Annotated in this window: 21 protein-coding genes and 1 tRNA gene; 15 read left to right on the top strand and 7 right to left on the bottom strand. The window is 71.9% G+C overall.

Features of this window, described 5'->3' with window-relative positions:
• Window positions 1-17 precede the first annotated feature (17 nt).
• The gene (locus tag ACIPEQ_RS09170) at window positions 18-1133 is read right to left on the bottom strand and encodes a hypothetical protein (RefSeq protein ID WP_402714910.1); all 1116 of its coding nucleotides are present in this window, start codon (window positions 1131-1133) and stop codon (window positions 18-20) included.
• Window positions 1134-1284: 151 nt separating this feature from the next.
• Here ACIPEQ_RS09170 and ACIPEQ_RS09165 point away from each other — a divergent pair, with 151 nt between their 5' ends.
• From ACIPEQ_RS09165 to ACIPEQ_RS09135, 7 genes are all read left to right on the top strand, one after another.
• Window positions 1285-2772 (top strand): malate:quinone oxidoreductase, encoded by a 1488-nt coding sequence (locus ACIPEQ_RS09165; protein ID WP_402714909.1) that lies wholly within the window; start codon window positions 1285-1287, stop codon window positions 2770-2772.
• 57 nt (window positions 2773-2829) lie between these two features.
• Entirely contained in the window at window positions 2830-4047 is a 1218-nt protein-coding gene (locus ACIPEQ_RS09160) for an Rv2578c family radical SAM protein (RefSeq protein WP_402714908.1), read from the top strand.
• A gap of 157 nt (window positions 4048-4204) precedes the next feature.
• Entirely contained in the window at window positions 4205-5497 is a 1293-nt protein-coding gene (locus tag ACIPEQ_RS09155; RefSeq protein WP_402714907.1) for a sensor histidine kinase, read from the top strand.
• Window positions 5494-6672 carry a hypothetical protein gene (locus ACIPEQ_RS09150; RefSeq protein WP_402714906.1) on the top strand — a complete coding sequence of 393 codons (1179 nt, stop codon included), beginning with the start codon at window positions 5494-5496 and terminating at the stop codon, window positions 6670-6672. The genes ACIPEQ_RS09155 and ACIPEQ_RS09150 overlap by 4 nt, the downstream gene beginning before the upstream one ends.
• A complete protein-coding gene (locus ACIPEQ_RS09145; protein WP_402714905.1) occupies window positions 6659-7360 on the top strand; it encodes a response regulator transcription factor in 702 nt (233 codons plus the stop codon). The genes ACIPEQ_RS09150 and ACIPEQ_RS09145 overlap by 14 nt, the downstream gene beginning before the upstream one ends.
• Window positions 7360-7995 (top strand): thymidine kinase, encoded by a 636-nt coding sequence (locus tag ACIPEQ_RS09140; protein ID WP_402714904.1) that lies wholly within the window; start codon window positions 7360-7362, stop codon window positions 7993-7995. The genes ACIPEQ_RS09145 and ACIPEQ_RS09140 overlap by 1 nt, the downstream gene beginning before the upstream one ends.
• A gap of 121 nt (window positions 7996-8116) precedes the next feature.
• The gene (locus tag ACIPEQ_RS09135) at window positions 8117-9154 is read left to right on the top strand and encodes an LLM class flavin-dependent oxidoreductase (protein WP_402714903.1); all 1038 of its coding nucleotides are present in this window, start codon (window positions 8117-8119) and stop codon (window positions 9152-9154) included.
• Window positions 9155-9208: 54 nt separating this feature from the next.
• On the opposite strand, the gene ACIPEQ_RS09130 is transcribed toward ACIPEQ_RS09135, so the two are convergent.
• The 5 genes from ACIPEQ_RS09130 to ACIPEQ_RS09110 all read right to left on the bottom strand — a co-directional run bounded on the left by ACIPEQ_RS09130 (window position 9209) and on the right by ACIPEQ_RS09110 (window position 14742).
• Window positions 9209-9829 (bottom strand): response regulator, encoded by a 621-nt coding sequence (locus tag ACIPEQ_RS09130; RefSeq protein WP_402714902.1) that lies wholly within the window; start codon window positions 9827-9829, stop codon window positions 9209-9211.
• On the bottom strand, window positions 9826-10854 hold the full coding sequence (locus ACIPEQ_RS09125) for a sensor histidine kinase (protein ID WP_402714901.1): 1029 nt from the start codon (window positions 10852-10854) through the stop codon (window positions 9826-9828). Before ACIPEQ_RS09125 ends, ACIPEQ_RS09130 begins: the two co-directional genes overlap by 4 nt.
• Window positions 10855-11048: 194 nt before the next feature.
• Window positions 11049-11122: transfer RNA gene (locus ACIPEQ_RS09120), tRNA-Pro, on the bottom strand.
• A gap of 105 nt (window positions 11123-11227) precedes the next feature.
• On the bottom strand, window positions 11228-12184 hold the full coding sequence (locus tag ACIPEQ_RS09115) for a metallophosphoesterase (protein ID WP_209678458.1): 957 nt from the start codon (window positions 12182-12184) through the stop codon (window positions 11228-11230).
• Entirely contained in the window at window positions 12181-14742 is a 2562-nt protein-coding gene (locus ACIPEQ_RS09110; RefSeq protein WP_402714900.1) for a transglycosylase domain-containing protein, read from the bottom strand. The genes ACIPEQ_RS09115 and ACIPEQ_RS09110 overlap by 4 nt, the downstream gene beginning before the upstream one ends.
• A gap of 50 nt (window positions 14743-14792) precedes the next feature.
• Between ACIPEQ_RS09110 and ACIPEQ_RS09105 the strand changes: the two genes are divergently transcribed.
• Together ACIPEQ_RS09105 and ACIPEQ_RS09100 are read left to right on the top strand one after the other, a co-directional pair.
• Window positions 14793-14951, top strand: coding sequence for a DUF4177 domain-containing protein (locus tag ACIPEQ_RS09105; protein WP_111227112.1), 159 nt, complete (start codon window positions 14793-14795; stop codon window positions 14949-14951).
• Window positions 14948-15409 (top strand): RidA family protein, encoded by a 462-nt coding sequence (locus tag ACIPEQ_RS09100; RefSeq protein ID WP_402714899.1) that lies wholly within the window; start codon window positions 14948-14950, stop codon window positions 15407-15409. Before ACIPEQ_RS09105 ends, ACIPEQ_RS09100 begins: the two co-directional genes overlap by 4 nt.
• A 79-nt stretch (window positions 15410-15488) precedes the next feature.
• On the opposite strand, the gene acs is transcribed toward ACIPEQ_RS09100, so the two are convergent.
• Window positions 15489-17441, bottom strand: coding sequence for an acetate--CoA ligase (gene acs, locus ACIPEQ_RS09095; RefSeq protein ID WP_402714898.1), 1953 nt, complete (start codon window positions 17439-17441; stop codon window positions 15489-15491).
• Window positions 17442-17983: 542 nt separating this feature from the next.
• On the opposite strand from acs, the gene ACIPEQ_RS09090 reads away from it, so the two are divergent.
• From ACIPEQ_RS09090 to tmk, 6 genes are all read left to right on the top strand, one after another.
• Window positions 17984-19075, top strand: a complete 1092-nt coding sequence (locus ACIPEQ_RS09090) for a CpaF family protein (RefSeq protein ID WP_402714897.1) — start codon at window positions 17984-17986, stop codon at window positions 19073-19075.
• Complete coding sequence (locus ACIPEQ_RS09085) at window positions 19072-19956, top strand: type II secretion system F family protein (RefSeq protein WP_402714896.1); 885 nt, start codon at window positions 19072-19074, stop codon at window positions 19954-19956. Before ACIPEQ_RS09090 ends, ACIPEQ_RS09085 begins: the two co-directional genes overlap by 4 nt.
• Window positions 19957-20038: 82 nt before the next feature.
• Complete coding sequence (locus ACIPEQ_RS09080) at window positions 20039-20296, top strand: DUF4244 domain-containing protein (RefSeq protein ID WP_402714895.1); 258 nt, start codon at window positions 20039-20041, stop codon at window positions 20294-20296.
• Window positions 20293-20634 carry a hypothetical protein gene (locus ACIPEQ_RS09075; protein ID WP_402714894.1) on the top strand — a complete coding sequence of 114 codons (342 nt, stop codon included), beginning with the start codon at window positions 20293-20295 and terminating at the stop codon, window positions 20632-20634. Before ACIPEQ_RS09080 ends, ACIPEQ_RS09075 begins: the two co-directional genes overlap by 4 nt.
• A gap of 446 nt (window positions 20635-21080) precedes the next feature.
• Window positions 21081-23891 carry a type I DNA topoisomerase gene (topA, locus tag ACIPEQ_RS09070; protein WP_402715244.1) on the top strand — a complete coding sequence of 937 codons (2811 nt, stop codon included), beginning with the start codon at window positions 21081-21083 and terminating at the stop codon, window positions 23889-23891.
• A complete protein-coding gene (gene tmk / locus ACIPEQ_RS09065; RefSeq protein WP_402714893.1) occupies window positions 23888-24535 on the top strand; it encodes a dTMP kinase in 648 nt (215 codons plus the stop codon). Before topA ends, tmk begins: the two co-directional genes overlap by 4 nt.
• Window positions 24536-24557 lie beyond the last annotated feature (22 nt).

The following is a 24557-nucleotide window of genomic DNA, read 5'->3' as shown; positions in this document are numbered from 1 at the left end:
CGTCCGTCACCCCGTCGTCAGGAACCGGATCGCGCGCGCCGACGTCGGTGCAGCATCACGCCGATCCCGGCGGCGAGGAGCGCTCCCGCGGCGGTGAGGGGGCCGGCCACCTCGGCGCCGGTCCATGCGAGGCGTCCCTGCGGCACGGAAGCCGCCGGTGCGGTGTCGGCGACCGCCGCCGCGGTGTCGGGCGCACCGGCGTGGCCGGCTCCACCGGGAGTCCCGGTGTCGCCGGTGCCACCAGCGGCTCCGCTGCCGTCGCCCGGCGACGGTTCGTCGCCCGGGTCGGTGACCGCGCCGTCGCCGGGGTCCGATCCGTCGCCGGCGCCCGCTTCCGCGGTCACGACGACCTCGACGGGGACGGGCGGCGCGAGCTGACCGGCCGGGGTCGAGCTGAACAGTTCGAGGGTGTAAGTACCCTCGATGAGTGCGTCGGTGGGCGAGCACGTCCAGTGCCCGGCGTCAGCCGCACCACGGTCGGCGGCGTCGGTCTCGCAGAGGATGACCCCGTCGCGGGCGACGACGACGTGCGCGCCGGGGGTGGCAGTCCCCGACAGGGCGGAGTCGGGTGCCAGCTCCGTGTCGTCGAGCGTCGGAGCGGCGACGGGTCCCTCGGTGACGAGTTCGATGTCCGAGCCAGCCGTGCCGAGCGCCAGGAGCAGGCCGTCCTCCTGCAGGCCGAGTTCGAGGCCGTCCGCCGGCGAGATCGGGTCGTCGGCGGTGAACCGGACGACGTGCGGGGCGGGGCTGGTCGTTCGGACCTGGAGGCACCCGGACGGCGTGGCTGCGTCGGCGAGCAGTGCGAAGGGCAGACCGGGGCCGTTCAGGGCGGACAGGCACGTCGACCCGACGACGAGCGGACCGGTGGTGCCGGGAGCGGGGTAGTGCGCGGTGTCGGCGGCGACCGAGCGGGTGTCGAGCGCGGGCTGGCCGTCGTGGTCGGCAACGCTGACGAAGCCCGGGGTGCCCGTGACCCGGAAGGTGCCCTCCAGCGTCGTGGCCGGTGCCGACTGTGATCCGGGCTGCGGCGAGGGGGTCGACTCCGCCAGGGCGGCGGGGCCGAGCAGGAGCGGGGCGATGGCGGCTGCGGGCAGGAGCGGGAGCGCGAGACGGGCGCGCCGAGAACGGTTCACGGTGGGGCCTCCGGAGGATCGGTCGAGCGGAACCCCGAAATGATGGCACATACGGAATGTCGTACTTCACGCACACCTGCTATGACCACAGGCCTCGTCGCGCGCGCACCGATGCCGCGGTCGACCCAGCGGCAGTGGGTAGGATCGGTGCGTGGCAGTGAAGCAGGTGGACCCGATCGACGTCGTCCTGGTCGGGGGAGGGATCATGAGCGCCACGCTCGGCGCCATCATCCACCGCCTCGAACCCACGTGGAAGATCCGCGTGTACGAGCGGCTCGGCTCCGTCGCGCAGGAGTCCTCGAACCCCTGGAACAACGCCGGGACCGGGCACTCCGCCCTGTGCGAGCTGAACTACACGCCGGAGATGCCCGACGGTCACGTCGACATCGCCAAGGCCGTCACCGTGAACGAGCAGTTCCAGGTGTCACGGCAGTTCTGGGCGCACCTGGTCGAGACGGGCGCGCTGCCGCAACCCTCGAACTTCATCAACCCCACGCCGCACATCTCCTTCGTGTGGGGTGCGGACAACGTCGAGTACATGCGCAAGCGCTACGAGGCGCTCAAGGATCACCCGCTCTTCGCCGGCATCGAGTACTCCGACGACCCGGCGCAGATCCGGAAGTGGGCTCCGGCGCTCATCCCCGGCCGCAAGAAGGACCAGCCGATCGCCGCGACGTACTCGGCGGCCGGGTCGGACGTGGACTTCGGTTCGCTCACGCAGCAGCTCTTCGACGAGCTCGAGATCGAGGGCGTGGAGTTCGAACCGTCACACCAGGTGAGGAAGATCACCCGCTCGAAGATCTCCGAGGGGTGGGCGCTCGACGTCCGCAACGAGATCGGCCGGTCAACGCAGCGCATCGCGGCGAAGTTCGTCTTCGTCGGCGCGGGCGGCGGCGCCCTGCACCTGCTGCAGAAGTCGGGCATCCCGGAGATCCGCGGGTACGGCGGCTTCCCGGTGTCGGGCGAGTTCCTGCGCACCGACGACCCGGAGGTCGTGCAGAAGCACTCCGCGAAGGTGTACGGCAAGGCGAGCGTCGGTGCGCCGCCGATGTCGGTACCGCACCTCGACACCCGCATCGTCGACGGCAAGGCGTCGCTGATGTTCGGTCCCTACGCGGGCTTCAGTCCGAAGTTCCTGAAGCAGGGTTCGCTGCTCGACCTCTTCCGCTCGATCCGTCCGCACAACCTCCGTCCGATGCTCAGCGTGGCGTTCTCGAACTTCGACCTGGTCCGGTACCTGGTGGGGCAGCTCCTCGCGTCGAAGCAGACGAAGTTCGACGCGCTCCGGGACTTCATGCCGACGGCCGAGCCCGGCAACTGGCACCGCATCACGGCGGGGCAGCGCGTGCAGGTCATCAAGCCGGACCCGGAGAAGGGCGGCGTGCTGCAGTTCGGGACCGAGGTGATCACCTCGGCGGACGGTTCGATCGCCGGGCTGCTCGGCGCGAGCCCGGGCGCGTCCACCGCGGTGCCGATCATGCTGTCGATGCTGCAGCGGTGCTTCCCGGACCGATGGGACGCCTGGGCCCCGATGGTCAGGACCATGGTGCCCACGTTCGGCAAGGACCTCGGGGCCGATCCGCAGCTCGCCGACGAGACGCTCGAGCACACCGCGAAGGTCCTCGGCCTGCACCACTGACATCCTCGGCCCGCCCGGTGACTTGCAGCCCGTTCGAACGTGTGTTCGAATGAGGGCATGCGGTGGAGCGGGCAGGCGATCGGGGCGGAGCACGACGGTGCACTCCCCGGGCTCGAGTCGAACAGTGGGCTGGTGCGCAGCGTCACCACGCCGGAGTTCGCCGGCGTGACCTTCCACGAGGTCCTGGCGAAGAGTGCCCTGAACCGGGTGCCGGCGGCCGACGGGAGCGGGACCTACGGGTGGACGATCAACCCCTACCGCGGGTGCAGCCACGCGTGCGTCTACTGCTTCGCCCGGCCCACCCACACCTACCTCGAGTTCGACGGGGGCGCGGACTTCGACCAGCAGATCGTCGTCAAGACGAACGTGGCCGACGTCCTGCGTCGGGAGCTCCGGAAGCCGACGTGGGACCGTCACCCCGTGGCGCTCGGCACGAACACCGACCCGTACCAGCGGGCCGAGGGGCGCTACCGCCTGATGCCCGGCGTGATCCGGGCACTGGCCGAGTCGGGCACGCCCTTCAGCATCCTGACGAAGGGCACGCTGCTGCGGCGGGACCTGCCCCTGCTGGTCGAGGTGGCACGGAGCGTGCCGGTCGACCTGGCGATGTCCATCGCGGTGTACGACGACGAGCTGCAGCAGCAGGTCGAGCCGGGGACCCCGACGACCGCCGCCCGGCTCGCGACCGTGCGGGCGATCCGTGACGCCGGGCTCGAGTGCTCGGTCTTCCTCATGCCGGTGCTCCCGTTCATCACGGACACCCGCGCCCACCTCGACCAGGCGATCGGCCGGGCGGCCGACGCGGGCGCCTCCAGCGTCATGTACTCCGCGCTGCACCTGCGCCCGGGCGTCAAGCCGTGGTGGGCCGCGTGGCTGCAGCGGACGCGCCCCGACCTCGTCGCCCGCTACCGGTCGATGTACCTCGACAACACGTACGCGCCCGCCGACTACCGGCGCTGGCTCGCGGACCGGGTGCGCCCGATCCTCGCGGCGCACGGTCTCGGGCTCGGCCGGGTCGACCCCACGACCGGGTCGATGGGCTTCAGCGACCGACAGGCACACCTCGTGCCGGACGGCGCGGTCTCGGCCGCAGCGTCCGGCAGGCCGTCCGGGTTGACCGGCACCCGCATCACGAACGGGTACCGCGTCCCGGTGTCGCTCGACGAGCAGTCCCGCCCGACCTCGTCGCCGCTCAAGCGCGCGGACCCCGGCTTCGACCGACGTGGCGCGGCGGTGGCAGCGGTCGGCAGCGGGACCGGACCGACCCTGTTCTGACGAGCGTCCACCTTCCGCGTTCGGGGGACACCCTGTGTCGGTGATCGGCGGTAGCATCGAGCGGGTCGCCGGATCGTGCTCGTTTCGGGGTACATGCTCGGCCCTGACCGGCCGCGTGGTACGGCGACCGGACGACTCCCGGAAGGACCTTCGACCCGTGCTCGGTATCCCCACGCACCTCGCTCCGCGAGTGAACGCGTGGTCGACCGTGCGCGCGTTCCACGCTGCGGCGATCGGGTCCGTCGTCGCCGCCGCGGTCACGCTGCTGCTGTACCGTCTGGCCGAGCCCGACGTGCGGGTCGCCGGGGCCGTGCTCGCGCTCCTGCCGATGCTGGCGATGATCGGCGTGCACGTGCAGTTCGGCACCTGGCGCTCGGCCGTGGCGTTCCTGCTCACCGGTGGGGTGTGCACGTGGTGGTTCACGACGATCGTGCAGCGCGAGGTCCCTGCTGGATGGGTGACGAGCTACCTGCTGTCGCTCGCGGTGATCCCGCTCGTGCTCGTGGGCGGCGCCGGCGCGGTCGCGAGCCGCGTCGTCGTCTGGTCGATCGGCGGGTTCCTGGTCGGCCGGCTCGCGACGGGGATCGCCGTGCTGCAGTCCGGCGGCCCGCCGCGGCCGCTCGTGCTCGCCTGGATCACGCTGGGGTTCGTCGTCGCCCTCGTGCTCTTCACCAGTCGGAACACCGCGCGGTCCGAGCGTGTCCAGCCCGAGCTGCTCCGCTCCGCGCGTGAGGAGCACGTGTCCGCCTACCGCGCCGGTGTCGAGGCCGAGGCGGCGGCGATCCTGCACGACACCGTCCTGAACCACCTCGGGGCCATCGCCCTGGCACCCGACGGCCCCATGGACCCCCAGCTGGCGCGGACCGTCGAGGCCGACGTCGCGATGCTCACCGGCAAGCAGTGGCTCGCCCCGGCCGAGCGGTCCGATGCGCCGGACCCGGCCGCTGCCGGCACCGCGTTCACCGCGATGGTCGACGAGTACCGTGCCCAGGGCCTGACGGTCACGGTGACCGGGGACCCCGCTGCACTGGTGCGACTCGACCCATCCGCGACGACCGCCCTGCTCCGGGCCGTGGGACAGTGCCTGGCGAACGTCCGGAAGCACGCCGGCACCGATGCCGCCGAGGTCAGTGTCTTCGACGACGGTGCGTCGTGCACCGTCATGGTGGTCGACGACGGGCGCGGGTTCGACGAGCAGGAGACCGGGAACGACCGGATGGGGCTGCGCGGCTCGGTCCGCGAACGCATCGGTCGTGTCGGCGGTGACGTGCAGGTCTGGTCGTCGCCGGGCTCCGGCACCAGCGTGATGATGACCGTCCCCTACACACGCGAGGACACCGCTCGTGCCGGCGGAGCGGGCACCGGTGGCGTGCGTTCCGGCGGCCTCCGGACCAGCGGCGCCGCCTCCTACGCCGTGACCGGCGAGTCCGATCGGGGGACCACCCGGTGAGCCGCGTCGACGCGGTGCGCGCGGCGGTCCGGAGCGCCCGGACGGCGCAGCAGTGGGACCCGCTCGGCGCCATGGGGTCCCGTCCGCTCGCGGTGCTGCTCGGTGCCGCCGGGGTCCTGTGGGCACTCCTCGTCTCGGTGTTCGACCGCGACGTGGTCGGGAGCCCGACCCTCAGCGCGCTGACCGTGCTGCTGCTGGCGGCGTCCGCGGCGGTCGTCGTCACGGCCTCCTCGCCGTTCCGTGCTCCCTTCCCGCGCTGGGCCCACGTGCTCCACGTCGCGCTGCTCGGAGCCGCGACGATCACCAGCGTCGCCGCGCAGTGGGGGCCGGACCGCAACGCGATGAACGACTTCATGTCCCTGCTCACCGCGACCGGCATCGTCATGGTCGCGCCCTACCGACCGTGGCGCGACCTCGCGGTCGGCGGGATCGTCCTCGCCGCGGTCGACGCCGCAGCCTGGGGGATCGCCGCCGCCGAGTTCCCCCACCAGGTGCCCACGGCCGTCGCGGCCTTCCTCGCAGCGGCGCCCACCCTGGTGCTCACCGGTGCGTCGGTCGTCTTCGCCTGGACGTTCGGTGGACTGGCCGAGCGCGTGCAGATCCGTGCCGGCTCGTACTCCGTCGCGCGCGCCGAGCGGGACGGCATCGCGGCGAGCGTGCAGCAGGACCGGTCCGTCATCCTCAGCCGTGACGTCGCCCCGTTCCTCACCGAACTCCGGACCAGCGAGGTGATCACCGACGCCGACCGTGCACGCGCCCGTGCCATCGCGGACGGCATCCGGCGCGCCATGGTCGCCGACGCCGACCGGACCTGGTTCGAGTACGCGGTGACCGTCGACGGCGGATCGGTGGAGTCGGTCGACGACCCGGACGGCCTCGTCGCGACGCTCGACACCGACCAGCGCACGGTGGTCCGCACCTTCCTCCGCGCGGCACTCGGCGCAGCGACCGTCGACCCGGCACGCTTCCGCGCCGTCGTCCGCCGCGCCGAGGAAACCGGGTCCCCTCCCGAGCGGGTCGAGGTCCGCCTGGAGCTCGCGGTCGACGACTCCGACGTCGGCATCCACCGGACGTTCGACCCGTACTTCGCGGTCCTCCGCGTGACCTTCCCCGACCTCGACGTCGCCGTCCGCCCATCGTCCCTCGCACTAAGGTTCTCCTATGACCAGCACTGACCCGACCCGGACCACGGAGGGCGTGCCCCCGCTCCCGCAGCCCGGAACCCGACGCGTGCGGCTGGCGATCCTCGACGACCACGAGGTGCTGCTCGACAGCCTGTCGAGCTGGATCGCCGTGAACGCCTTCGACTTCGATCTCGCCCTGACCGCGCACACGTGGCTCGAGATGGTGCACAGCGAGAACTTCCCGACGGACCTCGTGTTCCTCGACTTCCAGCTCAAGGAGCCGGTGTCGATCGAGGCGCGCGTCCGCACCTGCCGGGCTGCCGGCGCGAAGGTCATCGTGCTGTCGAGCGTCGACAGTCGTGAGTCGCGCGACCGCGCGCTCGCCGCCGGCGCGGCCGCGTTCCTGTCGAAGTCGCTGCCGATGCGCGAGGTCATGGACGTCGCGCGCGAGGTCATGGGGGTCTCCCGCGAGACTCCTGCGCAGCGCGACTGGCGGCCGCTGCCGACCGGCGCGAGCGCGCACCAGCGGCCGAAGCTCAGCGCGGGCGAGGAAGAGGCGCTCCGCCTCTACGTGTCCGGCTACTCGACCAACGAGGTCGCCGCGCAGATGAACGTGCAGTACGAGACCGCCAAGACGTACCTGCGTCGCGTGCGCGAGAAGTACAGCAAGGTGGGACGTCCCGCGTCGAAGAAGTCGGACCTCATCCGCCGCGCTGCCGAGGACGGGTTCCTCGCGTAGTGGCGAAGCTCTACTTCCGGTACGGCGCGATGAACAGCGGCAAGAGCACCGGGCTGCTGCAGGCGGCGTACAACTACGAGGAGCGCGGGCAGCGCGTCCTGCTCGCGAAGCCGTCGGTCGACACCAAGGGCGACCGCGAGATCGTCTCCCGTCTCGGTGTCACCCGGGCGGTCGACGTCGTCTTCGCCCCGCACGACGACGTCCGGGCGGCGGTCGCCGAGGCCGGCGCGAGCGACCCTGAGTCTGACCGGCTCGACGGCATGGTGCGCCCGGTGAGCTGCGTGCTCGTGGACGAGGCGCAGTTCCTCACCCCGCGCCAGGTCGACGACCTGCTCCGCGTCGCCGTGCTCGACGAGGTCCCCGTGCTCGCCTACGGCATCCGCACGGACTTCCGCACCGAGGCGTTCCCGGGCAGTGCGCGACTGCTGGAGATCGCGCACTCGCTCGAGGAGCTCAAGACCATCTGCCGCTGCGGTCGCAAGGCGGTGTTCAACCCGCGCAAGGTCGACGGGCACTTCGTCTTCGACGGGTCGCAGGTCGCGATCGACGGTGCCGGCGTCACCTACGAGTCGCTCTGCGCGAACTGCTACCTGACGGAGTCGGGCGGACGGCTCGACGGCGAGCTCGCGCACTGACCCGGCCCGCGCCCGTCAGGTGACCCGCCGACGGACGGGAGGCGCGGCGCAGCGCCGTCACGCGCCTCCCGTCCGTCCTGTGGTGCGGAATGCGCGCACGCCGGCGACGGTTGTCGTCCGCATGAGCGACGCCACCGTGCACCTGTCCGTCCTCGACCTGGCCACCCGCGAGTACGGCCAGTCGAACACCGAGGCCCTGCAGGGCTCGATCGACATGGCCGTGCACGCCGAGCAGCTCGGGTACGAGCGCGTCTGGGTGGCTGAGCACCACGGCATGCCGGGCATCACCTCGTCCGCGCCCGCCGTCCTGCTCAGCGCGGTGGGGGCTGCGACGTCGCGGATCCGGATCGGTTCCGGCGGTGTCATGCTGCCGAACCACGCGCCGCTCGTGATCGCCGAGCAGTTCGGCACGCTGCGGGCGCTCTACGGCGACCGCGTGGACCTGGGCATCGGACGGGCCCCTGGGACCGACGGCGCGACAGCGATGGCCCTGCGTCGCACCGACCGGCTCGACGTCGACGACTTCCCGCAGCAGCTCGCGGACCTGATCGGCTTCTTCACCGGCATGGACGCGTCGAACCCGCTGTCGCGCATCCGCGCCGTGCCGGGCTACGGCGACGTGCCGGAGTTCTGGCTGCTCGGCTCCTCGGGCTACAGCGCGCAGGTCGCCGGTGCACTCGGGGTGTCGTTCGCCTTCGCGCACCACTTCGCGTCGGACAACACCGAGGCGGCACTCGCGCTCTACCGGGACTCGTTCCGTCCGTCCCGCTTCCGGCAGACCCCGAACGCGCTGATCGGCGTGCAGGTCGTCACCGACGAGGACCCGGCGGTCGTGGAGGAGCAGAGTGCTCCCGGGATGATCTCGTTCATCCGGATGCGACAGGGCGCGAAGCCCGAGCCGGTGTCGATGGACGAGGCCCGTGCGTACGAGTTCTCCGACCTCGAGCGCCGGTTCATCGCCGCGCGCACGGAGCGGCAGGCCTACGGTTCGCGGGACCAGGTCGCGGCGAAGATCAACGAGCTCGTCGCGTCGACCGGCGCGGACGGGGTCATCGTCGCACCGGGGGCCGCACAGGCGCGCTACCGGCACCAGGCGCTCGACGTGGTGGCGTCGCTGCAGGCCGAGGGGCTCCTCGTGCCCGCGGGAGCCACGGTCTAGCCGGGGTCGCCCTGCCGCGGACCGTCGGGGTCCGTCTGTCCGCGTCCGTCGCTGTCAGGCGAGCAGGCCGAGGCGCTTCGCGGCGGTGATCGCACCGACGCGCGTACCGACGTCGAGCTTCCGGTAGACGTTGTAGACGTGCCGCTTCACCGTCCCGACGGCGAGTCCGAGCTCCGCGGCGATCTCTGCGTTCGACCGAGCAGCGGCCACGAGTCCGAGCACCTCGACCTCGCGGTCGCTGAGCGGGGACCCGGCACGTGCGTCGGTGACGAGGTCGACCGGGAAGGTCACCGGCGACGCCCCTGCCTGTGTCGCCCGGACGATCCGTTCGACGAGCTCACGGCTCGGCGTGTCCTTCGTCACGAAGTCCACGGCGCCGGCGTCGAGCAGGGCGCGGCGGAGGACGGCGTCGCGGTGCATCGTCAGCACGACGATGCTGATGTGCGGGTGAGTGCGACGGACGGTGGCGATGGTCGTGCGCGCCGGTGGGCCGTCGAGCTCGACGTCGAGCAGGAGCACGTCGATCGCCGCGGACTCGGGGGAGTCGAGCACGTCGGCCGGCCGTTCCCCGTGGGCGACCACGCGGATCGTGGGCACGGCGGACAGGATCGTCGCGAGCCCCTCGCGGAAGAGTCGGTGGTCGTCGACGAGTGCGACGTGGGTGACGGCGGTCACAGGGCCCCCCTCGGGACGGTCAGGCGGACGGTGGTGCCCGAGCCCGGGGCGCTCTCGACGTCGAGGCGGGCACCGAGCACCCCCGCACGTTCCCGCATGGTGCGCTGGCCGAGGCGGCCCTCGGGGACCGCGCCCGGCGTGAACCCGGGCCCGTCGTCCCGGACCGTCGCGACGACCGTCGCCGGCGACCAGGCGAACTCGACCGTCGCCGTGGAGCCCGGAGCGTGCTTCCGACGGTTGGTGAGCGCTTCGAGCAGGATGGTCAGCGCCTCCTCGGCCTTCCAGTTCGGCAGCGCACCGGCGACGCCCGTGGTCGTGATCACGAGGCGGTCGTCCCCGGGGAACAGGTCGTCCACGTGCCGCCGGAGCGCATCGTCGAGCCGGTCCGCACCGACCCGGGCGTGCAGTGACAGGGCGAGGTCCTGCACGTCGGTCAGCGCACCCCGGAGCAGACGCCCTGCGGACTCGAGCTGCGCGGTGCGCTCCGCGTCGTCGGGGTCGGTCAGCAGCACGAGGTCGAGGCGCTGCAGCCCGGCGAGGACGCCGTGCGCGACGCGGTCGTGCAGGTCGCGGGCGATCTGCTCGCGCGAGTCCAGGTTCGTCGAGGTCACCCGTTGGCGGAGCGCCTCCGTGTACGCGATCGCGCCGGCCGGGAACCGGCTCCAGACGCCGGCGTGCAGCGCCCGCGTGGCGCGGAGGACCTCCTCGGCGGAGCGCGCACCGACCTCGTCGACGAACACCGGCAGGTAGGCGTCGAAGAGCATCTCGGCCGCCAGCATGGCGCCCGCGGGGTGCTGCGCGTGCTCGGCGTGCAGGGCGCCGGTCGCGAGGTGCGCCGGGTCGAGGTAGCGGTCGCTCACGACGCTCCCGGCTCCGTCTCCGGACGCGTACCGCTCGTGTGCGTCGGCGATCATCGACGTCACGTTGTCGAGGAGGCTCTGCGCGAGGACCGGGTCGTCGGCGAGTTCCGGGAAGCGGGCGCCGATGTCCGCGAGGACGGCGGCGAGCGGGGCGGGGATCGTCATGACGGTTGCGAGCGTAGCGGGGGAGTCCGCACGGCTGCGCCCGATGGCTCGTCGATGTGTCCTGTGGCACAGGGCCCGCAGCCCGCCTGGTGCTGCCTGCTCGCGTGCGTGCGTGCGTGCGTGTCCGGCGAAAAGCAGCAGGGCCCCGATCCGAGTGGATCAGGGCCCTGCTGTTCTACTGTCTCAACACAGTGTCGGGGTGACAGGATTTGAACCTGCGACCTCCTCGTCCCGAACGAGGCGCGCTACCAAGCTGCGCCACACCCCGCGGTGTGGTTGCTCCGAACCGGAGCGACCAGGAAAGTCTACCGGACGTTCGAGGGTGCTCACGACCATTCGGAGAACACCCGGGCGCGTCGCGGCGACGGTCCGCTCAGGCGGTCCGCGCGGTGAGGGTCACGACGACCGCCTCGGGGCGGCACGAGAAGCGCACCGGTGCGTAGATCGACGTCCCGATCCCCGCCGACACCTCGAGCCACGACCAGTGCCCACGGTGCTGCCACTTGTGCAGCCCGCTGACGTACTGCCGGGGGAGGTCCGAGTTCGTGACGAGCGCGCCGACGCCCGGGACCTGCACCTGGCCACCGTGGGTGTGCCCGGCGAAGACGATGTCGGCACCCTGGTCGACGAAGGCATCGAGGACACGTCGGTACGGCGCGTGCGTGATGCCGATCGCCACGGGGGAGGGGCCGTCCTCGTCCTCGGTCCACGGCACGGCGCTGCGCATCTCGTCGACGTTGGTGGGCAGCAGGTCGAGGCGGTCCCAGTCGCGGTGCGCGTCGGACGTGCCGAACAGCTCGAACCGGGATCCTCGGAGCTCGATCGCGTGCGCCTGGTCGTTGACGTCGAGCCACCCGAGCGACTCGAAGAACGCGGTCTGCCGGTCGATGTCGAGCTCGACCGGACGGCGCCCGGTGTGATGACTGCTCGGGCCGGTGAAGTACCGGAAGGGGTTGCGCGGCGAGGGCCCGTAGAAGTCGTTCGACCCGTGCGCGAAGGCCCCCGGGACACCGCGGAACGGCTCGAGCGCGTACTCGACCGCGGCGTTGGCCGTCGGGTGCCCGAGGTTGTCCCCCGTGTTCACCACGAAGTCCGGCTCGACCAGGCTGAGGTCACGGAGCCACTGCTGCTTGTCGGCCTGCCACGGTGCCATGTGGATGTCCGAGAGGTGCAGGACCGTCACGTCCCGCGAGCCCTCCGGCAGCACCGGGACGGTCTCCCAGCGGATGCCGAAGCGGCGACGCTCGACGAGGGAACCCCACGCCGCCGTCGCCGCTCCGACGGCCGCGCCCGCTGCGATCACTCCCAGCGCGGCGCGACCGCGGCTCACCTGCAGTCCTTCGGTGCGTTGCCGTCCTTGTCGCCGAAGAGCTGCACCGTCACCGTGGCGTCCTTGCCGATCGCGGTGCCCTCACCCGGGTCGACCGCGGCGACCGTGCACTGGTTCCCGCCGTCGCCCTTCGCGTACTGCCCGGACAGCGCGACCGTCGTGATGCCGGCCCCCTGCAGGGCGTTCTTGGCGTCACCGACGCTCTTCCCGGTGATCTGCGGGACCGTCGTCTGGCTGCCGTCCGTGGTGAACACCGTCACGCTCGACCCCGTCGACAGGAGCGAACCCGCCGCCGGGGACGTCGACGAGACCGTCCCGGGAGTCCCGCCGCCGGCCTGCGCGCCGCCGTCGACGTAGGTGAAGCCGGCACCGGCGAGCGTGGCACGGGCGTCGTCGGCGGTCTTCCCGCTCACGTCGGGCACGGCGACGCTGTTCCCGCGCAGGGCGGTCTGGGACGGCGTCGGGAACGGGTCGGCCGGGTGCAGGTTGTTGATCGGGATCATCGCCTGCTGCCACACGTGGGCACGCTGCGACGCGTAGGTGCCGTAGCCCGCGCCGCTGCTGTAGTGGCGCAGGCTGGTCTTCGCGCCGTCGGTGTTGCCCTGCCAGTAGGCGGTCGCGACCTTCGAGCTCGCGCCGACGAGCCAGATCTGCTCGGCGTTGTCCGTGGTGCCCGTCTTGGCGAAGAGCTGCGTGCCGTCCGGGGTCTGCGCGCCCACGGCGGTGCCGGACTGGATCGTCCCGCGCATCGCGAAGGCGGCGGTCGCGGCGACGCTCGGGTCGAGCACCTGCTTGCACTGCTTCGGCTGCCCGCCGAGCTGCTTGCCGGAGGCGTCGGTGACCTGGTCGATCGCGATCGGGGCGCAGTAGATGCCGCCGTTCGCGATGGTCGCGTAGGCGGACGCCATGGTGAGCGGCGCGATGTTGTTCGTGCCGAGGATCGACGACGGGTAGGCGTTCAGCTCCGTCTTCTCGTCGGCGGAGTGCACACCGAGGTCCTGGGCCGTCTGCCGGATGTCGCAGAGGTCGAGCTTCGCGGCCATCGAGGCGAAGGCTGCGTTCACGGAGAGCGCGGTCGCACGCGCCACGGTGAACTGGCCCTTCTCACCCGCGGAGTCGTTCTTCGGGGCCCACGGCGAGGTGATGGTGGAGCCGCACTGGGTCCACCGCGACGTGTTGTGCGGGGTGCCGTTGACGCTCTCGTTCAGGCCGTGTCCGGCCTTCAGCCAGTCGAGCAGCGTGAAGACCTTGTACGTCGACCCGACCTGGAAGCCGATGGAGCCGCCGTACTCCTTGTCGACGCTGTAGTTGATGGACGTCGCGGTCGGGGGCGACTGCAGGGACTGGTCGTAGTCCTTGTTCTGCGCCATGGTCAGGATGCGTCCGGTCGATGCCTCGACCGAGTTGAGCGCACTGCCGAGCTGCAGGCGCGACTCGGTGTTCGGGTCGAAGGTGTTCAGCAGGGTCTTCTGCTGCGCGGTCAGGTCGATGTCCAGCGTGGTCTGGATCTTGTACCCGCCGTTGCGCCAGGCCTGGTCGCGCTCCTTCTGCGTGCCGCCGAGCTGCGACATCTGCTTGACGACCTTCACCGCGTAGTCGCAGAAGAACTGCGCGCCGTTGCCGGCAGCCGACTTGCAGCCCTGGCTCGGCTCGGTCAGGCGCACGTAGTCGGCGGGGTTCGACGCGATCGCCTGGTCGAACTCCTCCTTGGTCAGGTGCTTCTGCGCGTACATCGACTTGAGGATGACGTCGCGGCGGGCCTTGTTGGCCTCGTAGTTCTCCGGCTTCGCCAGGTTGCGCGTGTTCGGCGACTGCACGATCGCCAGGATCGACGCGGCCTCGGCCGGGGTGAGGTCGGTGGCCGACTTGTTGAAGTAGTGCTGCGCGGCGGCCTGCACACCGTAGGTCTGGTCGCCGAAGTAGGCGATGTTGAGGTACCCGGTCAGGATCTCCTTGTGCGAGTACTTCTTCGCCAGGCCGATGGCGAGCTTCATCTCCTCGAGCTTGCGGGGGATGGTCTGCTCGACGGCATCGTTGTACGCCTTCTGGCGCTCTTCCTCGGTCGGGAGCTCGAGGGCCTGCTGCATCTTGATGTTGCGGACGAGCTGCATCGTCAGGGTCGAACCACCGCCCGACTCGCCGAGGCCGCCGGCGATGCTGCCGACGCCGGCGCGCACGAGCGACGTCATGTCGACGCCACCGTGGTCCCAGAAGCGCTTGTCCTCGCCGTCGATCGCGGCGTTCTTCAGCTGGTCGCTGATCTGGTCGTACTGGAGCTCCTCGCGGTTCTGGTCGTAGACCGTCGCGAGCTGGACCGGCTGCCCGTTGCTGTACGCGTAGATCTCGTTCCGCTGCGGGAGGTCACCGATCTCGATGTACTCCGGCAGGGACTCGAACACGCCGATGGTCGAGGTCGTGGTGACGCCGGCGACGGCGATCGCCGGGGTGACCCCGATCGTCACCAGCAGACCGGCGAGCGCGCTGAACCCGACGAAACCGACGAAGGCGCCGATCGCGGAGACGGGCTTGGTCCGCGAGGCAGACTTCTGGGCAGACATAGGATGCAGCCTAAACGACGCCCACGACTGAAAGGCTGGCAAGGAACCGCATGACTCGCTGGGAGTACTTCACCACGCCGTTGATGATCCACAACACCGCTGCCATCCTCAACGCCCACGGCGACGAGGGCTGGGAGCTGGTCCAGGTCGTCACCGGGCCCGAGGGCGGGCTCGTCGCCTACCTGAAGCGCCCGAAGGCGGACGCGTGAGCGTCGCGGACCGGCTCGCCGAGCTCGGGCTGACGATCCCCGCGGTCGCCGCACCGGTCGCCGCATACGTGCCGGCCGTCGTGACCGGGCAGTACGTGTACACCGCCGGGCAGCTGCCGTTCGACGACGGTGCGCTGCCCGTGACGGGCAAGGTCGGCGCCGAGGTCGACGCCGACACCGCCACCGCCCAGGCGCGCGTCGCCGCGCTCAACGCCCTCGCCGCCGTGCAGTCCGTCGCGGGCTCGCTCGACCGCGTCGCGCGGGTCGTCAAGGTGACGGTCTTCGTCGCCTCCGACCCCGCCTTCACCGGGCAGCCCGGTGTCGCCAACGGCGCGTCGACCCTGGTCGGCGAGGTCTTCGGGGACGCCGGCGCCCACGCGCGCAGCGCGGTCGGCGTGGCCGTGCTCCCGCTGGACGCACCGGTCGAGGTCGAGCTGGTGGTGGAGCTGACCGACTGACGGACCGTCAGTCTCGTGCGCAACGCAGGTGGGGCCTCCAGTCCGGGTCGGACGGGAGGCCCCACGCACGTTCCGTGGTCTACATCAGTTCCGCGATGGTCGCCATGATCGTCGGGTCGGCCAGCGTCGTCGTGTCGCCGATGCGTCGGCCCTCGGCCGCGTCGCGCAGCAGACGGCGCATGATCTTGCCCGAGCGCGTCTTCGGCAGTTCCGGCACCACGACGACCTGCCGCGGCTTCGCGATCGCGCCGATGCGCGTGCCGACCCAGTCGCGGAGCTCCTTCGACACGGCCTCGCGGTCGACGCCGTCGGCCGCCTCGGCAGTCAGGATGACGAACGCGACGACCGCCTGACCGGTCGTCTCGTCGGCGGCGCCGACGACGGCGGCCTCCGCGACGCCCTCGTGCCCGACGAGGGCGGACTCGATCTCCGCGGTGGAGAGCCGGTGGCCGGAGACGTTCATCACGTCGTCGACGCGACCCTGCACCCAGATGTCGCCCTGCCCGTCGAGCCGTGCTCCGTCGCCGGCGAAGTAACGGTCGGGGAAGCGCGACCAGTAGGTCTCGACGAAGCGGTCGGGGTCGTTCCAGATGCCGCGGGCCATCGAGGGCCACGGCTCCGTGATCGTGAGGTAGCCGCTCTCGCCGGGGTCGGCGCGGTGCCCCTCCTCGTCGACGATCTCGGCGCCGATGCCCGGCAGCGGGGTCTGCGCGGCGCCGGGCTTCAGCTTCGTGACCCCGGGCAGTGCCGAGATCATGATCGCGCCGGTCTCGGTCTGCCACCAGGTGTCGACGATCGGCGTGCGGTCGTGTCCGATGACCTGCCGGTACCACTGCCACGCCTCGGGGTTGATGGGTTCGCCGACGCTGCCGAGCAGGCGGAGCGTCTCGAGACTCCGGGCCTCGGGGATCTGCCGGCCGGCCTTCATCGCCGCGCGGACCGCGGTCGGGGCGGTGTAGAGGACGGTGACGCCGTAGCTGTCGACGATGTCCCACCAGCGGCCGGGCTTCGGCTCGTCGGGCGTGCCCTCGTAGAGCACCTGCGTGACGCCGTTCGCGAGCGGGCCGTAGACGACGTAGGAGTGCCCCGTGATCCAGCCGATGTCGGCGGTGCACCAGTAGACGTCCTTCTCCGGGTGCATGTCGAAGACGTTCCGGTGCGTGTAGGCGGCCTGCGTCAGGTAGCCGCCCGAGGTGTGCACGATGCCCTTCGGCTTCCCGGTCGTGCCCGAGGTGTAGAGGATGAACAGGGGCGTCTCGGCGGGGAACGCCTGTGCCTCGTGCTCGGGCGCGGCCTTCGCCAGTTCGTCGTGCCACCACAGGTCGCGGTCGGTCCAGGCGATGTCGTTGCCGCCGCGCTTGACGACGAGGACGTGCTCGACGGTGTCCGTGCCCTCGCCGGTCAGCGCCTCGTCGACCGCGGGCTTGAGCGGCGAGACCGCGCCGCGTCGCCAGCCGCCGTCCGCGGTGACGACGAGCTTCGCGCCGGCGTCCTCGATGCGGGCGCGGAGGCTCTCGGCGCTGAACCCGCCGAACACGACCGAGTGCACGGCACCGATCCGGGCGACGGCGAGCATCGTGACGACGGCTTCGGGTATCAGCGGCATGTAGACGACGACCCGGTCGCCCTGCACGACGCCGAGGTCGGTGAGCATGTTCGCGGCGCGCTGCACGTCGGCGGTGAGCTCCGCGTAGGTGATCCGCCGTGTGTCGCCCGGTGCGCCCTCGAAGTGGATCGCCACACGGTCGCCGTTGCCCGCGCGCACGTGCCGGTCGAGGCAGTTCTCGGCGACGTTGAGCGTGCCGTCGTCGAACCACTTCGCGAACGGCGCGCCGGACCAGTCCAGCGTCCGGGTGAACGGCGTGCGCCAGTCGAGCAGCGTCCGGGCCTGGTCCGCCCAGAACGCCTCGCGGTCGGCGGCGGCTGCCTCGTGCAGGTCCTCGTGCGCGACGGCGTCCGCGACGAAGTCCGCCGTGGGAGCGAAGGTCGGGCCGTCCTCGTGGCGTTCGTCGGCCTGGGTCGGTGTGGACATCGGTGTCCTCTCGCATCGGTGCGGCTGGGGTGCAGTCGGAGACTACCCCCGGCGCGGGACCACCCTGCGGGGCCGAGCGGACATTCCGGCCACCGGGTTGCCGAGCAGGGGCTGTCATGGGGTACAGTGGTTCATGCCGGACTCGTTTCCGGTGGCACCGGGCCGGATTCCCCCCAATCCACCGATGTCAAGGCGGCACCAGTTCCCCCCAACAGGTGCCGCCTCTTCTTTTTGTCCGACGCCTGTCGTGCAGCACCCCGAGGCTGCAGGTGTCGATCCGCGTGCTGGTGCCGAAGAGTGGACAGAGCTGTCCACGTCGTCAATTCAAGGTCGAGCGAAGGACGGCTCCGGCAGCGAGCGTCGGTGCGGTCGGCCGTCCGCGTCGTTCCCGCGTCGCCCCGGGGGCGGGGACCGGACACCGAACGGGGTACGGCTTTGCGTGACGGGGTACAACACGGTGCTCTTGGGGTGTCGGGCCGACGGTCTCCACAGGACATACCGATCCCTGCGCTGAGCGCAGTCCGCCGACCTAGCGTCGTCGCATGCACCGCCACCGAGCCGACACCGCCCGGGCCGACCACCACGCCGCTCCGAGGGTCGGCTCCGGAGGGCCTGGTGCCGTGCCGTTCCTGCCGGGAGCCGAGCGGACTCGACGACGGAGGAACCTCGATCCGTCGGTGTTCGAGGAACTCGCGGCCCTCGTGTCCGACGCGACGACGACGGACGTGCTCGTCGTCGGCGGACACGGCACGTGGATCGACCGCGGACGGGGGCTCGAACCCGCTCGTCCCGAACTCCCGGAGCGGCGGGCCCGCGCGCTCGCCGCGGAGCTCGTCGCCCTCGGCGGGCGGCACGTCGACGAGACGACACCGTGCGCGGACGTGCGGCACGGCGACGGTGTGCGCGTGCACGTCGTCCTCGCGCCGGTGTCGGTGGGCGGCACCGCGTTGTCCATCCGGCTGCCACGACCCGAACGCCCGACACTCGCCGAGCTCGAGCGGCTCGGGACGTTCCGCTCGGTGCGACGCACCGTCCTCGAGGACGCGGTCGCCGGACGGCGCAACGTGCTCGTCACGGGTGCGACCGGCAGCGGGAAGACGACCGTGCTCGCAGCGATGCTCGGCGCGGTGCCCCACGACGAGCGGATCGTCACCGTCGAGGACACCGCGGAGCTCCGAATCGAGCACCCGCACGTCGTCGGGCTCGAGGCGCGGCAGGCGTCCGCCGAGGGGACGGGAGCGATCGGACTCGACCGGCTCGTGCGCGAGGCCCTGCGGATGCGCCCGGACCGGTTGGTCGTGGGGGAGTGCCGCGGAGCCGAGGTCCGTGAACTCCTCGGAGCCCTGAACACCGGCCACGACGGTGGAGCCGGCACCCTGCACGCCAACGGACTCGCCGACGTGGGAGCGCGGCTCGAGGCACTCGGCGCGCTCGCCGGGCTCGAGCCGCAGGCGCTCGCGCGACAGGTCGTCAGCGCCGTGGACCTCGTGGTGCACCTCGAACGCCGACGGTCGTGGCGCGGGGTCGCGGCCGTCGGGACCTGCGTGCTCGACCGCGACGGGCGGCTCGAGGTCCGCCCCGTCGATCCCGGCGGCCGGCTCGAGGTCCGCCCCGTCGATCCCGGCGGCCGGTGAGTCGTCGTCGGAGCCGAGCGCCGACGGGCACGGCCACGCCGCGTACCGCCCTGCCGGACGCGACCGGGGCCGCGCGGGTGCTGGACCGCGTGGCGGTGCTCGTCGCCGCTGGCGTGCCGATGCCGCGGGCCTGGGCCCTGGTGGGCGGCGTGCCGGAGGCGGACGACCCCGCGTGGCAGGACGTCCACCTCGTCCTGCGTGTGGCGGAACGGACGGGAGCCCCGTCCGCCGGTGCCCTCCGGGCGCTCGCCGCGGCGATGCGTCGGAGCGCAGCCGCCGACCGCGCCGTCCGGGTCGCCCTCGCCGGACCCCGCACGAGCGCCCGGGTCGTCCTGGCGCTGCCCCTCCTCGGTCTCGGGATGGGTTCGGTCTGGGGAGCCGGCGCGCTGGGGGTGCTCCTCACCCGACCGATCGGGTGGGCGTGCTGCACGGCGGCGGCCGCACTGGTGTTCGTCGGGCAGCGCTGGAGTCGTCGGATGATCGATGCAGCCACACCCGACGGACACGTGCCGGGCATCCTGCTCGACGCCTGGGCGGTGGGACTGGGCGGCGGTGCCCCGTGGCGCTCGGCGGAGCGTGCCGTGCAGGAGACGCTCCTGGGGCTCGACCACCGGGCGGCGGCGGACCCGACCGCGCGACGGTGCCTGCACGAGGTGCTCGTCCTGAGCCGCCGCGCCGGGGTGCCCGCCGTGGGGCTGCTCCGGGCCGCCGCCGAGGACGTCCGGGACGACGCCGCGGCCGCCGGGCTGGCAGCGGCGGAGCGCCTGGCGGTCCGGCTCGTGCTGCCGCTGGGCGTCTGCGTCCTGCCGGCGTTCGTCCTGGTCGGGGTCGTCCCGGTCGTGGTCGGGGTCCTCTCCTCCACCGTGGGTGGTCTCCGCTGAACCGTCCACAGACCGACCGTCCGAGCGCCGGAGGCCGCCGCCGGTGCACGACGGTGGAAGCACCACAGAGGAAGGGGAACCCATGATCGACTCGACACCTCGGACGGACTCGGCACCTCGGACCGAGCCGGCACCTCCGGCCGGGCGGGCCAGCGCGCACCGCCCGCGCACGCGGCGACTCCGGGAGCGGATCGCCGACGACCGGGGCTCGGCCACCGCCGAGTACGCCGTCGTCATCCTGGCCGCGGTCGCCTTCGCCGGCGTGCTCGTCGCTGTGATGCGCTCGGGTGAGGTCCAGCAGATCCTGACCGACCTCGTCCGCGGGGCACTCGTCCCGTGACCTCGTCGGCTCCCGCCGTCCGCGACCGCGGCAGTGTCACGGTCGAGTTCGCCGTCGGACTCCCGCTGGTCGCCCTCGTCCTGGTCTCGCTGGTCGCGGGGGTGGTGGTCGTCGACCGGGTCGGGCGGCTCCAGTCGGTCGCCGGGACGGCGTCGCGGGCACTGGGACGCGGCGACGACCGGGGTGCGGATGCCGCGCTCGCTGCCGCTGCCGGTGTCTCGTCCCGGGTTCGGCAGGAGGACGGTCTGGTGTGCGTGGACGTGCAGGCGACGTCGGGCGGCCCCTTCTCGGTCCTGCCGCTCCACGCGACCGGCTGCGCGGCGGCAGGCGGTCGCTGATGCGGACGGACCGGGGCTCGGCGACCGTCGCGCTGGTCGCCGTGCTGGCGCTCGTCCTGCTCGTCGTCACAGCGGCGCTCGCCGGGGCTCGGTCGCGCGTGCTCCTCGAACGGACGCGGACTGCCGCCGACGCCGCCGCTCTCGCCGCCGCAGCCGCGCTCGTGCACCGTGTCCCCGGCGCCCCGTGCGCCGTCGCCGCTCGCGTCGCCGTGGCCAACGGGGTCGCCCTGGACGCCTGCGCCACGGTCGCCGCCACGGCCCGCGTCCGGACGGTGGCCGGCTCCGGAGCGTTCGCCGTGAACGCCGTCGCCGTCGCCGGTCCCGCGTGCGGCCTGCCCGAACAGTGTGTGTATGGTGTGCACGTCGGCCCCCGGTCACCGTTGTCCCGGTCGACCCGGACACCGTTGCGGTCCTGGGCCGGCGCGCACCATCGATCAAGGAGTCACGTGCCAGGCACGAAGAAGCTCGTGATCGTCGAGAGCCCCGCGAAGGCGAAGACGATCGCGCAATACCTCGGCGACGGATACGAGGTCCAGGCGTCAGTCGGACACATCCGCGACCTCGTCGAGCCCAAGAACCTGCCGGCGGAGCTCAAGAAGGGCTCCCTGGGGAAGTTCTCGGTCGACGTCGACAACGGCTTCGAGCCCTACTACGTCGTCTCCGACGCGAAGAAGAAGACCGTCTCCGAGCTCAAGCGCGCCCTGAAGGACGCCGACGAGCTCTACCTCGCAACTGATGAGGACCGCGAGGGCGAGGCCATCGCGTGGCACCTGCTGCAGGTCCTCAAGCCGAAGGTGCCGGTCAAGCGCATGGTGTTCCACGAGATCACCAAGGAGGCCATCCAGCGCGCGCAGGAGGCCACCCGCGAACTCGACACCGCCCTGGTCGACGCGCAGGAGACCCGCCGCATCCTCGACCGGCTCTACGGGTACGAGGTCTCGCCGGTGCTCTGGCGCAAGGTGGGTCCCGGGCTGTCCGCCGGTCGTGTGCAGTCGGCCGCGACGCGACTGGTCGTCGACCGCGAGCGCGAGCGCCTGGCGTTCGTGTCCGCCAACTACTGGGACCTGACGGCCCGCTTCGAGAAGGTCGGCGACGCAGCCTTCACGGCCCGCCTCGCCCGACTGCAGGGCACGCGAGTCGCCTCGGGCCGCGACTTCGACGACCGCGGTGCGCTGAAGGGCGATGCCGTCCGCCTCGACGAGGCATCCGCCGCGTCCCTCACGACGGTGCTCCAGGGCGCCGGTGACGCGGTCGTGCGCAGCGTCGAGTCGAAGCCGTACACGCGTCGGCCGGCCGCACCCTTCACGACGTCGACCCTGCAGCAGGAGGCAGCGCGCAAGCTGCGCTTCTCCGCCCGGCAGACGATGAGCGTCGCGCAGGGGCTGTACGAGAACGGCCACATCACCTACATGCGTACGGACTCGTCGTCCCTGTCGCAGCAGGCGGTCACCGCGGCACGCAAGCAGGCGTCGGCGCTGTACGGGCCGGAGACGATCCCCGACAAGCCGCGCAGCTACGCGGGCAAGAGCAAGAACGCCCAGGAGGCCCACGAGGCCATCCGCCCGGCCGGCGACACCTTCCGCACGCCCTCCGAGATGAACGGTGTGCTGCGGGGCAACGACTGGAAGCTCTACGACCTCATCTGGAAGCGCACGGTCGCGTCGCAGATGGCGGACGCCAAGGGGTCGACCGCGTCGGTCGTCCTCGGCATCACGTCGAGCGACAGCGTCGCAGGGGTCGCGTCGACGGCGAACGGCACGGACGCCGAGTTCACCGCGTCGGGCACCGTCATCACCTTCCGTGGCTTCCTCAACGCCTACGAGGAAGGCCGTGACGAGGAGCGGCACGGCGGCGAGAACGGCGACGCGAAGCTCCCGCAGATGGCCGAGGGCGACCACCTCGGCGTCAGCGAGGTCGAGGCCAAGGGGCACGACACCTCCGCTCCGCCGCGCTACACCGAGGCCAGCCTGGTGAAGACGCTCGAGGAACTCGGCATCGGTCGTCCGTCGACCTACGCCGCGATCATCTCGACGATCATGGACCGCGGGTACGTCACGCAGCGCGGCAGTGCCCTCGTGCCGAACTGGATCGCGTTCAGCGTGGTCCGGCTCCTCGAGGACCACTTCGGCGACCTGGTGCAGTACGACTTCACCGCCGGCATGGAAGAGGACCTCGACCGCATCGCGAGCGGCGAAGCCGACCGCATCGACTGGCTCAAGGGCTTCTACTTCGGTGGCGACGACCACCGCGGACTCCGCACCGTCATCGACAACCTGGGTGAGATCGACGCCCGCGACATCAACTCGGTCGAGCTCGCGCCGGGCCTGACCCTGCGGATCGGGCGCTACGGGCCGTACATCGAGGTGCCGAGCGACGACCCCGAGAAGCCGCGGCGCGTGAACGTGCCCGAGGACCTCGCGCCCGACGAGCTGACCGCCGAGAAGGCACGCGAGCTCGTCGAGGCCCCGGTCGTCGGGGACCGCGTCGTGGGCATCAACCCCGAGACGGGCAAGGAAGTCCTGGCGAAGGACGGCCGGTTCGGCCCGTACGTCACCGAGCGCACGCCCGAACCGGAACCCACCGTCGACCCGTCCACGGGCGAGGTCACGGAGCCGGCCGCGGCCGAGGCGAGCACATCCGCCGGTGCGACCACGGCCGCGACAGCGTCTGCTGCCACGGAGAAGGCGACGACCACCGCGAAGGGCGCCAAGGCCCCTGCGAAGAAGACGACGAAGAAGGCCGCCGCGCCGAAGGAACGCACCGCGTCGCTCTTCAAGTCGATGGACCCGCAGACGGTGGACCTCGAGACCGCCCTCAAGCTCCTCGACCTGCCCCGTGTCGTCGGCAAGGACCCTGAGTCGGGCGACGACATCACGGCGCAGAACGGTCGCTACGGCCCGTACGTCAAGAAGGGGACGGACACCCGCACCCTGCCGAGCGAGGACGCGATCTTCGAGGTCGACCTGCCCGGCGCGCTGGAGCTGTTCGCGCAGCCCAAGTACGGCGGTCGACGTGCCGCCACCGCGGCGCTCAAGGAGTTCGAGGCCGACCCCGTTTCCGGCAAGCCGATCAAGGTGAAGGACGGCCGCTTCGGCCCCTACGTCACGGACGGCGAGACGAACGCGACCATCCCGCGGGGCGAGGACGTCGAGACCGTCGACCACGCCCGTGCCGTGCAGCTGCTCGCGGACAAGCGTGCCAAGGGACCGGTGAAGAAGAAGGCGCCGGCGCGGAAGACGGCGGCCAAGAAGAAGTGACCGGGCGGTTCATCACCCTCGAGGGTGGCGACGGCGCGGGCAAGACCACCCAGGCCGAGCTCCTCACCGCCTGGCTCGAGGAGCACGGTCGGACGGTCGTGCGCACCCGGGAGCCGGGCGGCACCGAGCTCGGGCAGCGCATCCGCGAGATGGTCCTGCACGAGCGGGGTCACGTCGCACCGCGCGCCGAGGCACTCCTCTACGCGGCCGACCGCGCCCACCACGTCGAGACGGTCGTCCGGCCCGCCCTCGCCCGTGGCGAGGTCGTCCTGCAGGACCGCTACATCGACTCGTCGGTGGCGTACCAGGGAGTCGCACGCGGGCTCGGTGCCGACCGGATCCGCTCCGTCTCGGACTGGGCCGCCGACGGACTCGTGCCGGACCTGACGGTACTGCTCGACCTCGACGTGACGGTGGGGCGCAGCCGGGTCGCGGCCGCGCGGGGTCACGTCTTCGACCGCCTCGAGTCCGAGGCCTCGGCGTTCCACGAGACGGTGCGACGAGCGTTCCTCGACGCCGCCGACGCCGAGCCGGAGCGCTTCCTCGTCGTGGACGCCGGCCGGTCCGCAGACGCCGTGCAGCGCACGGTCCGGTCGGCCGTCGGTGCCCTCGTCGGGATGACGGACGAGGACGGCCGGGCGTGACGGTGGCTGCTGACAGGATGGC

The organism is Curtobacterium sp. NPDC087080, from assembly GCF_044745105.1.
In the GTDB taxonomy this organism is placed as follows: Bacteria; Actinomycetota; Actinomycetes; order Actinomycetales; family Microbacteriaceae; genus Curtobacterium.
The sequence above is the reverse complement of the archived record's forward strand: the minus strand, read 5'-3'. Positions and strand labels throughout refer to the sequence as shown.

Coding starts and splice junctions, on each gene's coding strand:
- ACIPEQ_RS09135 (WP_402714903.1), top strand. CDS start 8,117: ATGAGCGACGCCACCGTGCACCTGTCCGTCCTCGACCTGGCCACCCGC.
- ACIPEQ_RS09090 (WP_402714897.1), top strand. CDS start 17,984: ATGCACCGCCACCGAGCCGACACCGCCCGGGCCGACCACCACGCCGCT.
- ACIPEQ_RS09160 (WP_402714908.1), top strand. CDS start 2,830: ATGCGGTGGAGCGGGCAGGCGATCGGGGCGGAGCACGACGGTGCACTC.
- ACIPEQ_RS09145 (WP_402714905.1), top strand. CDS start 6,659: ATGACCAGCACTGACCCGACCCGGACCACGGAGGGCGTGCCCCCGCTC.
- ACIPEQ_RS09125 (WP_402714901.1), bottom strand. CDS start 10,854: ATGACGATCCCCGCCCCGCTCGCCGCCGTCCTCGCGGACATCGGCGCC.
- ACIPEQ_RS09080 (WP_402714895.1), top strand. CDS start 20,039: ATGATCGACTCGACACCTCGGACGGACTCGGCACCTCGGACCGAGCCG.
- ACIPEQ_RS09110 (WP_402714900.1), bottom strand. CDS start 14,742: ATGTCTGCCCAGAAGTCTGCCTCGCGGACCAAGCCCGTCTCCGCGATC.
- ACIPEQ_RS09105 (WP_111227112.1), top strand. CDS start 14,793: ATGACTCGCTGGGAGTACTTCACCACGCCGTTGATGATCCACAACACC.
- acs (WP_402714898.1), bottom strand. CDS start 17,441: ATGTCCACACCGACCCAGGCCGACGAACGCCACGAGGACGGCCCGACC.